This window comes from Mucilaginibacter sp. 320_HR (genome assembly GCF_059691875.1).
In genome coordinates this window covers 837,504-850,374 of record NZ_JCAWAI010000002.1, presented here as the reverse complement: position 1 = coordinate 850,374, position 12,871 = coordinate 837,504, and the positions used below count along the sequence as shown (strand labels likewise).

Below are 12,871 nucleotides of genomic sequence, written 5' to 3'. Positions count from 1 at the left end.
TGTTGGCCTGTTTGTTAAGCTACAATAGGAAGGTCAATAGTAAAAGTGCTGCCCTTGCCCTCAATACTTTTAACATTGATTTTGCCCTGGTGGCTCTCCACTATTTGCTTAACGATGCTAAGTCCGATGCCTGTAGACTGCTCACCGCGCAGACCTGTCCGGCCAGCGCCTGAGAAACGTTCAAACAACCGCGGCAGCATTTCTTTAGGAATTCCCATGCCGTGATCTGTTACCCGGATCACTACGCGATTCTTTACTACGTTTAGTGCCAACTCAACAGAATCGTTTTCTTTTGAAAATTTAAGCGCATTACTAATCAGGTTGTCAATCACTCTGGGAAACTTTTCGTGGTTGATCTTTGCAAATACTTCCGGAGCCTCACTTTTAAATACAACCGTATCTTTACCACCCAGCTGTACCTTCCATCCGCCAGCTATATTCTTTAAGAACACGTTCATGTCGGTTCGTTTGGTGTCAAGGCCCGCGTTCTCGTTTTTAGCAGCTTCCAGCAGGTCGTCTATAATGGTGCGCGCTTTAACGCACGACTGACGCATAAGGGTGAGATTTTCCTGTGTTTCCTCGTCTATATCTTCCATTTCCATCACCATCGCTAATGACTCAACAGCCGCAATAGGGTTGCGCAAATCATGAGCTACCATGCCCAAAACCTCGTTCTTAAACTGGTTGGCCTTTTCAATTTCGGCAGTTTTTTCGCGGATCTCTACAATCTGCCCATAATAGCTGGCTTTATACGAAAAGAAGTATCTTGAAGTGAGATAAAAGCCTGAAAGCAAAATTGCCGAGATCATTTGGTTGTAGGTCATTTCCGTTGCTCCGGCACCCGCGTGAAACAGTAAGATGGCGAACATAAGCTCCACGCTGACCAGCAGCAAAATGGTTTCGTAATACTCAAACACAAACAGCACACTTACCATACTCAACGCCACGAGGTATAGGGTGAGCGCGTTGCTGGGATCGCCAGTGGTAATAAAACTGCTGTACATGCCACACATAATAATGTACAGGGAGAATACAAATACCAGCAATGCCATTGCTGTTGTGCCCCGCTTGGTGGCCTTGAAGCTTTCTATCGCTAAATAGCTCAGCAAGTAAAATATAGGGGTTACAATTATAAATATCCAATTGGTGGAGCTAAACTCAGGGAAGTTTTCAGCTTTGGTAAGGCTCTCCGGAAAAACGTGGTACAAAATGCGAATAACCGCGTTAAGCGCAAAAAATACAAGGCTGGCGGTACGCACGCTCAGCAAATTGCGGTAAGTGTAATAGTTGCGGTAAGCAAATACATACTTGCCGGGCAATCTCGAAAAATAGTGCGTATCCAAAGTTTAGATGAATTAGTAAGGGTTCACCAAAAATAAGATATCAGCAGCAAATAAACTAACGCACTAACCTGCTGTTAAGGCATGTTTTTTCCAGATCAGCCGACAAATTGACTGTAAAGCTGTTGGCTAAATGTCAAAACTTCTGAATGTAGTATATGGCAGAGCATTTGTTAACAACTTAGTACTATGAATTTTAACAACTACACCATAAAAGCACAGGAAGCTGTGCAAAAGGCTTCTGAAATTGCCACCGGCAATCAGCAGCAGGCTATTGAGCCCGCTCACTTGCTGAAAGGCTTATTGTTGGTTGATGAGAACGTAATAAGCTACCTGTTAAAAAAACTAAACGTAAATATCAACCGCCTTAACGATACGCTGGACGCCCAGATAGCATCGTACCCTAAAGTAAGCGGCAGCAATATATATTTATCCTCAGCTACTAACTCATCGCTGCAGAAAGCACAATCATACCTCAAAGAATTTAAGGATGAATTTGTATCTGTCGAGCATATCCTGCTGGGCATTTTATCTTCGGGCGATAAAACAGCTTCCGCTTTGAAAGACGCGGGTGTGAACGAGAAAGACCTCAAGAAGGCCATTGTAGAACTTCGCGGTGACAACAAAGTTACCGACCAAAACGCCGAAGCTACTTATAACGCGCTTAACAAATATGCCCGCGACCTTAATGATTACGCCGCTTCGGGCAAACTGGACCCGGTGATTGGCCGCGATGAGGAGATTCGCAGGGTAATACAGATATTATCCCGTCGTACCAAGAACAACCCTATTTTAGTTGGTGAGCCAGGCGTAGGTAAAACCGCCATTGCTGAAGGCATCGCGTTTCGCATTATCAAAGGTGACGTTCCCGAAAGTTTAAAGACTAAAACCGTGTACTCGCTGGACATGGGTGCCTTGGTTGCAGGTGCTAAATACAAGGGCGAGTTTGAAGAACGCTTGAAAGCCGTAATTAAAGAAGTGATACAGAGTGATGGCGAGATAGTATTGTTTATAGACGAGATACATACCCTGGTTGGTGCAGGCGGGGGCGAAGGCGCCATGGACGCTGCCAACATCCTGAAACCGGCACTTGCACGTGGCGAGTTAAGAGCAATTGGAGCCACCACGCTTAACGAGTACCAGAAGTATATTGAGAAGGACAAAGCGCTTGAACGTCGTTTCCAGAAGGTTATGGTGGACGAACCAGACACTGCCGACGCTATATCTATCCTGCGTGGCCTGAAGGAACGCTACGAAGCACACCACAAGGTGCGCATTAAAGACGAAGCGATTATTGCCTCAGTAGAAATGTCGCAGCGATACATATCTGACAGGTTTCTACCTGATAAAGCTATCGACCTCATGGACGAGGCTGCTTCCAAACTTCGGCTGGAAATGGACTCCGTACCTGAAGCTGTTGACGAACTGGAGCGCCGCATAATGCAGCTGGAGATTGAGCGTGAGGCTATCAAGCGCGAGAAAGACGATCGCAAGGTTGAAGAACTCAGCAAAGAAATTGCTAATCTTTCATCTGAACGTGATTCGCTCCGTGCTAAATGGCAGGGCGAAAAGGACTTGGTAGATGGCATTAACCAGAAGGTTGAGCAGATAGAGAATTACAAGCTGGAAGCCGAACAAGCCGAACGTGCCGGTGATTACGGCAAAGTAGCCGAATTGCGTTACGGTAAGATCCGCGAGGCACAAGCTGAAGTAGACCAACTTAAGGCAGCTTTAGAAGCTAATAAGGACGACAACCGGATGCTGAAGGAAGAGGTTACAGCCGACGATATTGCCGGTGTAGTAAGCCGCTGGACAGGCATTCCGGTTAGCAAAATGATCCAGAGCGAACGCGAAAAGCTGCTGAACCTGGAAGAGGAACTGCACAAACGTGTTGCCGGTCAGCAGGAGGCTATAGAGGCCATTAGCGACGCTATACGCCGCAGCAGAGCAGGGTTACAGGATAAACGCAAACCGATAGGTTCATTCATTTTCCTGGGTACTACTGGTGTTGGTAAAACCGAGCTGGCTAAAGCGCTTGCCGAGTACTTGTTTAATGACGAGAACTCCATGGTGCGTATAGACATGAGTGAGTACCAGGAACGTCACGCCGTGTCACGCCTGATAGGAGCGCCTCCGGGCTATGTGGGGTATGATGAAGGCGGTCAGTTAACTGAAGCTGTTCGCCGTAAACCCTATAGCGTAGTACTGCTGGACGAGATTGAGAAAGCTCACCCGGATGTGTTTAATATTTTGCTGCAGGTTCTGGATGATGGCCATTTAACCGATAACAAAGGCCGGGTAGTGAATTTTAAAAACACAATCATCATCATGACGTCTAACATTGGCTCTAACCTCATTCAGGATAACTTCCAAAACTTTGAGGACAGCGACAAAGAGCAGGTGATAGCAAAAACCAAGAACGAGCTGTTTAACCTGTTGAGGCAGACCATCAGGCCGGAGTTCCTGAACAGGATAGACGAGATCATCATGTTCACACCGCTGAGCAGAGACGAGATCACCGATATTGTTAGACTGCAGTTTGCTCAGTTGCAGCATACACTGGCCGAGTTAGGCATCACTATTGAAGCGACGGAAGAAGCTTTGGACTGGCTTGCTCAGTTGGGTTACGACCCGCAGTTTGGTGCAAGGCCACTGAAACGTGTGATACAAAAAAAGATAATGAACGAGCTGTCGAAGCAGATACTGGCCGGTAAGGTAGATCGCGACAGCAAGATAAAACTGGATATGTTTGACAACAACTTTGTGTTCCTGAACGCGTGAGTGTGATTTGTGATGGTTGAATTGTGGTTGATGAGTGACGAACCAGAGCTTCAGATATAATTCAGAACAGAAGAGCTGCCTTAGGGCGGCTCTTTTTGTTTATGGGCATTTCTGCACACCCTGCCGGGTGTTTTCACCCAATTTAACTTTATTAACAATTAGATAATACGTTGTGCATAACTAATTGAAACCTAATGCACAGCTTTGAACGTATAATTAACCACACTTAACTACCACTTACAATCCATTATGAAATTTTTCTTTACAATGAGGTTGCCGCTGGTTTCATTAGCGGTAACGGCGCTGCTGGCCACAGGATGCCAAAAGAACGACAGTTTAAAGCTGCCGGAAACCAAAAAAGAAGCAACAGCCACCCTGGCAACGCAGGCTGTAACGCTTACGCAAGGTTTTGAGGTTGGCGCTACAAGCCCCAAAACTGCTTATGACGTGTCGCCAACAGGATCCTCCAGCGGCGACAATGTAACGCTCTCCGGCAACAGCTGGAACCTTTACGACGCCTTGATCGGCAACCTGTCGGGCGATAAAAAAGCAGGTTCATGGTCGGCCCGCATACGTAATACCGGTAAAATTACCATGCTGTACAATCTCACAACCGGCATCAGCAGTGTTACCGTAAAGCACGCTACCTATACAGGAGATGCTGCCAGCACCTGGGGTTTGTTCTACTCCACAAACAGCGGCAGCAGCTGGACACAAGCCGGCAGTAATGTAACCTCCGGTTCAACCCTGGCGACGCAAACCTTCACCTTTACAGTATCTGGTACGGTAAGGCTGGAGATTCGCAAACTTGATGGTGGCAGTAACCGCATTAATATTGATGACATAACTGTTAACGATAACGCGGGCGGCGGTAATCCTGGAGGTGGCGGAACGGTAATCACGGGTAAAAAATTCCTGTTTGACGCCAGTCACCTGGAAAACGCGGGCAGTGCTGACTGGCAGATAGATGCCGACGGTACTGAAAACGTTGCATCTTACACCGGCGGTACTACTGTAGAGACTAAAGCACAACGTTACCCAACACCGTCATACACCGGCATAACATCAACCACAGCCGAGACTTACTGGAAAGGTGCCATGTCTGCCTGGGCGGTAGAACTGGTTAAAAAAGGCGAATTGGTAGAATCTTTACCTGTTGGCACAGCCATCACTTACGGTGATTCAAGTAATCCGCAGGACTTGGGCAATTACGACGTGTTTGTTGTAATAGAACCTAACCGCCTGTTTACCGCCGCAGAAAAAACGGCTATTATGAATTATGTAAATGCAGGTGGCGGCCTGGTAATGGTAGCCGATCATACCGCAGCAACAACAGCGGGTACCGATGCTAATGGCTACAACCCATCAGACCGTGACGGTGATGGATACGACTCACCACGTGTGTGGAACGATTTGATGACTAATAACGGTATCAACAATAACAGTCCTTTTGGTTTCACCGTGAACTATGTAGACATCAGCGAAGGTCCGTCTACTAATGTATATACCGGCACTAATGCCAATGCAGCTATTGTACTTAACGGCGCTGCGGGTAATGCATCTAAACTGGCTTTCTACAATGGTTCGGTTGCTACGCTTTCGCCTTCTACAAACTCCAGCGTGCAAGGCTTGTTCTGGCGCAATAGTGTAACAAACGGCGGTAACAATGGTGTAATGGCATTGCTTGCCACTTATGGTACCGGCCGTATATTCTTCATCGGCGACAGTTCACCATCGGATGATGGCACAGGCGATACTGCCGACAACCTGTTCAATGGTTGGAGCGGTGATGCTCCGTCCGGCTACACATCGCACCCTGCGCTGCACCTAAATGCTTCGCTTTGGGCAGCAAAAGCACAATAGCGCTTCTAAGATCAGTTTTGTTTATAGTTAGCAGCGGCGGTCCGAAAAGGCTGCCGTTTGCTTTTTAGGTGAATTAACTTGATTAAAGGGCATGGAAACTGGCAAAATTTTATTATTTTGTAGCTAAGGCAAAACATCATCTTATGGGCATCAACGAAATTCTGAGTATTACCATAGTGCTGGCAGCACTGTTTGCTTACAGCAATCATCGCTTTATAAAGTGGCCGCCCACTATAGGCATCATGATTTTGTCGCTGGTAACGTCCTTGCTGTTAGCTTTATTGGGCAGCTCTCAATCACTGCTGTCGTCCAAAGCTGTAGAACTGGTGTCTTCAATAGATTTCAGGGATGTGCTGCTTAATTTTATGCTGAGCTTTCTGCTGTTTGCAGGCGCTATACATATAGATGCTGCCAAATTAAGGCAGGAGCAGCTGCCCGTAATTGTGCTGGCCACGGTAGGGATACTTATATCAACATTTGTTGTTGGCGCGTTAACATGGCTGCTTTTTGGGGCATTCGGGCTGGCAGTGCCATTTATCTACTGTTTGCTTTTTGGCTCGCTTATTTCTGCTACAGATCCAATAGCGGTGCTGGCCTTGCTTAAGAGGGCAGGCATACCCTCGTCTTTAGAACTAAAAATATCCGGTGAGTCCCTTTTTAACGATGGGGTAGCTGTAGTCGTCTTTATCACCATTGCTGAGGTAGCTAATTCCGGCGGAGCCGATATTTCAATATTAAGTGTAGGAAAGTTGTTTTTACAGGAAGCCGTTGGTGGATTGCTTTTCGGTGCAGTTTTAGGTTACGCCGGGTTCCTTGCACTGCGTTCTATAGACGATTATAAAGTAGAGGTGCTTATAACACTGGCTATTGTGATGGGAGGTTATTACGTTGCCGGTCACCTGCATGTGTCCGGACCATTGGCAATGGTTGTTGCAGGTATCATCACCGGCAATAAGGCGAAGCAGGATGGCATGTCTGATGTATCACTCGATTACTTAGGTAAGTTTTGGGAGCTGATTGACGAAATTCTCAACGCTATCCTGTTCCTGCTGATGGGATTGGAGGTGCTGATCATCAAGGTGGATACAACCATTATGATCATTGGAGCCATTTCTATACTTACCGCCCTTGTGGCCCGCTGGATATCAGTAGCCATACCGGTATTGTTCCTGCGGTATACTATTAAATTCGAGAAGAATGCCATAGCTATACTTACCTGGGGGGGGCTGCGTGGCGGCATTTCAGTTGCGCTTGCGCTGTCGTTAAGCAGTACCATGTACCGCGACGAGTTTGTGCTGATTACTTACATGATAGTGGTTTTTTCTATACTGGTACAGGGTTTAACAATTGGTAAAGTGGCAGAGCGGCTAAACCGCACTGTGTAGCGGGCTGAAACAACAGGCAATTTGCTGCAAACAAACGGCAGGATTTTTGAGTTATTCAGTTGATCATTTATCACAGCAACAAAACTACTACCGATGAAAAATTTTGAAACACTAGTTGACGCCACTAACGACCTGATGAAACGCGGTTATGAGGCCAACCTCAGTCTTGAAGGCGATACCATTGACGATAAATCCAAGGACATACATATGGCTGCCGAAGACTTTGAAATAGACGAGTTCTATCGCTTCGAGGGACAAAGTAATCCTTCAGATATGTCTATAGTTTATGCAATTAGTTCAGCAAAATATAACTTAAAGGGTATATTGGTGAATGCCTACGGCGCTTACGCTAACGATAGCTCTTCAGCATTGCAGGCAAAGCTCCACCATGGTCAGGTAAGCGACCAACTGCATGGCAGTGACAGGCCGAGCGAATAATAGCAACAATTTAAAGGTATAAAGGCCGGGGTTCGAAAGCTCACACAAGGGTAAATTCCTTGTTTTCGAATCCTGGCCTTTGTTGTTTTTTATAGAGTAAGAGGTTACTTCCCCCTGGTCAATAGCTAAAGCGTGTTATTGTATTTTGCGCGGTAGGCAAGCGGCGCCATCCCGGTAATTTTCCTGAACACCTCTCTGAAAGCTTTTACATCGTTGTAACCTACTTCGTACATAACTTCGTTAACTGTCTTTCGGGTTGTTTCGAACGCTTTTTTGGCGGTTTCAATTTTTACCCGCTGTGCATATTCAATAGGCGTGTTGCCCGTCGCTTTAATAAATCTGCGATCAAAGTTTCTACGGCCAATTGCAAATTTAGATGACAGGTCTTCTATAAATATTTTAGCGTCAACGTTACTCTCAATAAACTCCTGTGCCTGTTGCACAATTTCATCGCCATGTTGCTTTTGGCCGGAAAAAATGCTGAACACCGATTGGGTGTTTCTGTCAATCTCAATCTGCAAGTATTTGGAACAGTAAATAGCGGTCTCACGGTCGTAATACTTTTGAATTAAATAAATCAAAAGATTCAAAAACGAGTACGCTCCGCCGTTAGTGTAAATGCCGTTTTCATCGGTGATCAGTTGGTTGGCTTGTAAATTTACGTTTGGGTACAACTGCCTGAACTTGTCTGCGTGTGTCCAGTGTGTAGAACAGTTTTTTCCATCCAGGATGCCGGTAGCGGCCAATATAAAGGCGCCTGAACACATACTTGCAATATCGGCGCCTGCCTTGTACTGCTTTGCTATCCAGTCCGTCATCACAGCATTATCCTCAGTATCTTTCGGGGGTAAGGCAGACGGTATAATAATGAGCTTTGTCTTACGGATTTCAGCTATATGGGCATCAGTTTTTATAGAGACCAGGTTCCTGACATACTCCTTTTTACCGGATGTGCCTGCCACCAGCAGTTGGTATTTAGGAGTACGGCCCCGGCTTGTCCAGAAGCGCTCGGCCTGCGAAAACATCTCTACAGTACCTAGTATGCAGGCTACTGTACTTAACAGGCACAACTCTTCCGGGTATAATACAGTAATTTGCTCCATAAGCTTTTTTAACAAAGCTATGGGAAAGTAATGTCCAAATCAACCCATTATAAAGTCTTAATAGCACCCTTCATGAGTGTAGTATTGACTATAGCTTTGTTTAAACAAAAGCAAAACCTATGGTTAATGAAAGTTACTCCGTTACTTACCTGACGGATAAATCCCCGACGGAAGTATTTACCCTACTGGTTAATGTACGTGGTTGGTGGTCGGGTATATATGGCGAAACAATTGAAGGCAGCTCAGAAAAAGTTGGTGATGAGTTCACGTTTAAGGCTGGTGACGGGGTACACTATTCCAGGCAAAAGTTGGTAGAACTAGTACCTGTGAGCAAAATTACCTGGGAAGTGACAGAAAGCCGGCTGACTTTTGTAGAGCAGGAGAGTGAATGGACAGGAACCAAAATTTGCTTTGAGATATCTCAACAGGGAAACAAGTCGGTTGTGAAGTTTACTCATCTGGGCCTTGTTCCTGAGATACAGTGTTATGGCGATTGTTCCAAGGGTTGGCGGCAATACTTAGACAACTTTTTGGGCTGGGAAATAACACCGGCTTAATACACCTGCTTAACCATACTACCTCATTCTATTGACATGACAGATTACGAGAAATTCAATCAATTACATAGCCAGGAAAGGCCATTTCTGCTGGCAAATGCATGGAACGTGAAAAGTGCCCAATTGATGCAAAAGGCCGGCTTTTTGGCAATAGGTACGTCGAGCGGAGCTATCGCAGATTCTTTGGGATATGCCGATGGTGAGAAGATCCCTTTTAGCGAGCTGTTGTACATTGTACAAAGGATAAGATCATCAGTAGATGTTCCGCTATCCATAGACTTTGAAAGGGGCTACAGCAGCGATCAGGCGGTTATAAATGATCATATTCAGCGGCTGCTTGATATCGGTGTGGCAGGTATAAACTTAGAGGATGCCGAAGGTAAGGCTGTTTACCTAAAAAAGTTAAGCGGTATAAAAAGCTATCTCGTAAAAACCAATCAGCAACTTTTCATCAACGCCCGTACAGACGTATTCCTGCAAAAATTACCGCAGCCATTGCAAACGGTTATCAACTGGGCTAAAACTTACCATTCCGAGGGTGCCAATGGCCTTTTTGTTACAGGTGTAACAGATGCAGCAATAATAAAAGAGATTACAGCAGCTGTACAACTGCCGGTAAATGTAGTAGGTAATGCCAACCTATCTTCAGTTAAACTGATGGCAGATGCAGGCGTTAAAAGGATTAGCATGGCTGTGCATGCTTACCGCGCAACTTATAACAACCTGGAGCAACTAACTAAAAGCGTTGTAGCTTCACAATCGTTAACACCTTTGTTTTAAATCACATTTAACTGGTCTCTCAATATCAACTTTATCACATGAAACAATTACTATCCTGCACGCTGATGGCATTGCTCAGCACTATTTTTTTCCAGAGCAATGCACAGCAAAAGAAAAAAACAAAAAATAATGCTATGAACATCTCAAATACAACAACAAAAGCAAAGGAGCTAACTCAAGTAGAAAGGGAGTATGCGATGGAATTTCTTAAGAAAACAGAGGCGGACGTTTTTAACGCCGCGAAAGACCTGACCGAAGCGCAACTTACATTTAAACCTGCACCTGACAAGTGGAGTGTAGGAGATTGCCTTAAACACATTGCAGCAGCGGAGAGTAATCTTTGGGCTATGGTAGATGCATCTTTAAAGCAGCAGGCTAACCCTGAACAAAGAACAGGTATAAAGTTTACTGATGAGGAATTGATAAAAGCCGTAGAAAACCGTTCACAAAAATCAAAAACTTTCGCTGCCCTGGAGCCTGCAAATTCTCCAGATCATTCAGCTGTAGAAGCACTTGCCTCATTTAAAAAGAACCGAGAAAAGTTGATAGCTTTTGTTGAAAGCACACACGAAGACCTACGCAATCATGTATCAGTTTTACCTATTGGTACGTATGATGCTTATCAATTTATCTTGCTTATTGCGGCACATACCAACCGGCATACGCAGCAAATTGATGAAGTGAAAAATGATGCTGGTTTTCCGTGTAAATAATTGAGTTTATTAAAGGTTTCTTGCTTAAAGCCTTAACAGGACTTGAAATTTCTCCAGTTTAGCGAGTAGCTTTTTACCCCGGGCCTGCATGGCTGCTGTGCCGGTACGCATCATAAATCTTACCTGGTTCTCCAGTTCGTCTTTAATCCAGTCAAAGCGGGGGATAAGATTAAAAAGCGTATCGGCTGCACATACCTGTACAGCAACTTTTGTTTCCGGGTCTATCATCCAGTCGAAGCAGGTTTCTACTAAGCTATCAAGATCGGCTCCGGCAATGGTTTCACGCACGTTAAGGGGAGCTTTTGCATCAGTGAGATGCATCATCACACGGGCGTAATGCCGTTTGCAGCTGGCATTGGTAACCTGCGGCATGCGCTGCATGAGGTAAGTGATAGTGGTTGTATATAGTTCGGGGTTGGCCAGTATGGCGGTGTCCAGCAGCCAAGCCACCCTAAAGCCCGTTTGCACATCGGGGTGGAAGGTAAGGTCGACGAGGCGGTTAAGGTCAAAGTTCTCTTTGAGCAGTTGTGCAGCTAAATGTTGTACAAAGCCCTTAGTATGATTGTCATTAAGTTGTTTAATGATGGTTTCCTCGGTAAGCATCATCAATAAAAATATGAAAACTTGCTGATTAAGGTTTCGGGAATTGAAGAAATAGCATTCAGCATAAACTCAAAAGAAGTGTCCCAAACGCCTTCCAAAAAGTGTCCCGGAGTTTTTCTTCTGAAAAATGTAAATGATTAATAATAGCCTTTATTTCAATAATTTACGATTAATTACTTAAAGTATTTGTACTGTCCCGGTGTGTCCCGCTCTTATATGCTAATATATTGACTTGCAATTGATTAAATATTGCAGGTGTCCCGGTTGTCCCGCTTTCAAAGCGGGACACTTGCAGTGTTAGTTGTAGGCTGTAATGCCCTTGTCTGATACGATCTGGATATCGTAAATACGTTTCATAGCATCATAGGGAACGGCGTCATTCACCATAATGTAGATACTGCCGAGGTCTTTAACGGTAAAGGCCTGCACATCTGCTGTAGTTACGCTTTTGTTGAGGTAGTCGGCTATAGAGTTGTATAAAAGATTGTATTGCTGCAGTTCATTGGTTTCAATGTCCATAAACATGCGCTTGCCATCGGTACGCAGGTTTACATTGTTGTAAGTGCCGCCGGGTAAAGCCAGAGTGTATTTGCGGGTATTCTTTTTCAGGTTCTTTTCGGCCAGCGTATAGCCTTTAGAAACGAAAAAGGTATCCGCCTTAGTAATGTTGTTTCGGAGCAGGTAGCCAAGGTCGTCGTAAGATACCAGTTTGCTTTGGCCAAAAACCGCAACTGCAGTAAAGAACAAGGCTGCGGTAAGCAGTAATTTTCTCATCAAAGTTTCATTTTAGGATTTCCAGCATCAAAGTAATGGTTTTTACTTATCCATTTTAAGCTAAATTCTCCAAAAAAGCTACCTTAGCATAATTATTACATTATCATGCCTACTATAAAACTAGCCCGCGTAAGCGGAGAATACGGCTTTGAAGCCCACGACGAATATGGCCACACTGTAAGGATGGACAGCAGTGCAGAAAGCGGAGGCGCAAACTTTGGTGTACGCCCTATGCAAATGTTGCTGATGGGTCTCGGAGGCTGCTCGGCTATCGATGTAATTGCCATTCTGCGCAAGCAGCGCCAGGATGTAGTTGATTATGAAATGGTAATCAGCGGCGAGCGTGAGCCTAATAAAGAACCCTCTCTATGGCAAACCATAAACCTGGAGTTTCATCTCTACGGCACAGTAGATGAGGAAAAAGCTAAAAAGGCGGTTGAGTTATCCCTTGGAAAATACTGCTCGGTAGCAGCTACACTTTACAAGGCCGAGGCAGATATAAAATGGCAGGTGTTCATTCACCCTGCTAAATAA

Annotated in this window: 12 protein-coding genes; 8 read left to right on the top strand and 4 right to left on the bottom strand. The window is 45.1% G+C overall.

Annotated elements, in window-relative coordinates; genetic code table 11:
- Positions 1 to 14 precede the first annotated feature (14 nt).
- A complete protein-coding gene (locus AC59GT_RS09460) occupies positions 15 to 1,343 on the bottom strand; it encodes a sensor histidine kinase (RefSeq protein WP_497237411.1) in 1,329 nt (442 codons plus the stop codon).
- A 186-nt stretch (positions 1,344 to 1,529) separates the two neighbouring features.
- On the opposite strand from AC59GT_RS09460, the gene clpB reads away from it, so the two are divergent.
- The 4 genes from clpB to AC59GT_RS09440 all read left to right on the top strand — a co-directional run bounded on the left by clpB (position 1,530) and on the right by AC59GT_RS09440 (position 7,807).
- The gene (gene clpB, locus AC59GT_RS09455; RefSeq protein WP_497237410.1) at positions 1,530 to 4,121 is read left to right on the top strand and encodes an ATP-dependent chaperone ClpB; all 2,592 of its coding nucleotides are present in this window, start codon (positions 1,530 to 1,532) and stop codon (positions 4,119 to 4,121) included.
- 249 nt (positions 4,122 to 4,370) lie between these two features.
- Positions 4,371 to 5,984: a hypothetical protein gene (locus tag AC59GT_RS09450; RefSeq protein WP_497237409.1), complete on the top strand. Its 1,614-nt coding sequence runs from the start codon at positions 4,371 to 4,373 to the stop codon at positions 5,982 to 5,984.
- Positions 5,985 to 6,127: 143 nt separating this feature from the next.
- On the top strand, positions 6,128 to 7,369 hold the full coding sequence (locus tag AC59GT_RS09445; protein ID WP_497237408.1) for a cation:proton antiporter: 1,242 nt from the start codon (positions 6,128 to 6,130) through the stop codon (positions 7,367 to 7,369).
- 93 nt (positions 7,370 to 7,462) lie between these two features.
- The gene (locus AC59GT_RS09440; RefSeq protein WP_497237407.1) at positions 7,463 to 7,807 is read left to right on the top strand and encodes a phosphoribosylpyrophosphate synthetase; all 345 of its coding nucleotides are present in this window, start codon (positions 7,463 to 7,465) and stop codon (positions 7,805 to 7,807) included.
- A gap of 125 nt (positions 7,808 to 7,932) precedes the next feature.
- On the opposite strand, the gene AC59GT_RS09435 is transcribed toward AC59GT_RS09440, so the two are convergent.
- A complete protein-coding gene (locus tag AC59GT_RS09435) occupies positions 7,933 to 8,910 on the bottom strand; it encodes a GlxA family transcriptional regulator (protein ID WP_497237406.1) in 978 nt (325 codons plus the stop codon).
- Positions 8,911 to 9,029: 119 nt separating this feature from the next.
- Here AC59GT_RS09435 and AC59GT_RS09430 point away from each other — a divergent pair, with 119 nt between their 5' ends.
- The 3 genes from AC59GT_RS09430 to AC59GT_RS09420 are packed head-to-tail and all read left to right on the top strand — an operon-like array spanning position 9,030 to position 10,960.
- Positions 9,030 to 9,467 (top strand): SRPBCC family protein, encoded by a 438-nt coding sequence (locus AC59GT_RS09430; RefSeq protein WP_497237405.1) that lies wholly within the window; start codon positions 9,030 to 9,032, stop codon positions 9,465 to 9,467.
- 36 nt (positions 9,468 to 9,503) lie between these two features.
- Positions 9,504 to 10,247 carry an isocitrate lyase/PEP mutase family protein gene (locus AC59GT_RS09425; RefSeq protein WP_497237404.1) on the top strand — a complete coding sequence of 248 codons (744 nt, stop codon included), beginning with the start codon at positions 9,504 to 9,506 and terminating at the stop codon, positions 10,245 to 10,247.
- Between the two features lie 38 nt (positions 10,248 to 10,285).
- A complete protein-coding gene (locus AC59GT_RS09420) occupies positions 10,286 to 10,960 on the top strand; it encodes a DinB family protein (protein ID WP_497237403.1) in 675 nt (224 codons plus the stop codon).
- 24 nt (positions 10,961 to 10,984) lie between these two features.
- Here the strand turns inward: AC59GT_RS09420 and AC59GT_RS09415 are convergent, their stop codons facing one another.
- Both AC59GT_RS09415 and AC59GT_RS09410 read right to left on the bottom strand, forming a co-directional pair.
- On the bottom strand, positions 10,985 to 11,566 hold the full coding sequence (locus AC59GT_RS09415; protein WP_497237402.1) for a HEAT-like fold family protein: 582 nt from the start codon (positions 11,564 to 11,566) through the stop codon (positions 10,985 to 10,987).
- Between the two features lie 294 nt (positions 11,567 to 11,860).
- Positions 11,861 to 12,337 carry a hypothetical protein gene (locus AC59GT_RS09410; RefSeq protein ID WP_497237401.1) on the bottom strand — a complete coding sequence of 159 codons (477 nt, stop codon included), beginning with the start codon at positions 12,335 to 12,337 and terminating at the stop codon, positions 11,861 to 11,863.
- A 105-nt stretch (positions 12,338 to 12,442) separates the two neighbouring features.
- Between AC59GT_RS09410 and AC59GT_RS09405 the strand changes: the two genes are divergently transcribed.
- Positions 12,443 to 12,871 (top strand): OsmC family protein, encoded by a 429-nt coding sequence (locus tag AC59GT_RS09405; RefSeq protein WP_497237400.1) that lies wholly within the window; start codon positions 12,443 to 12,445, stop codon positions 12,869 to 12,871.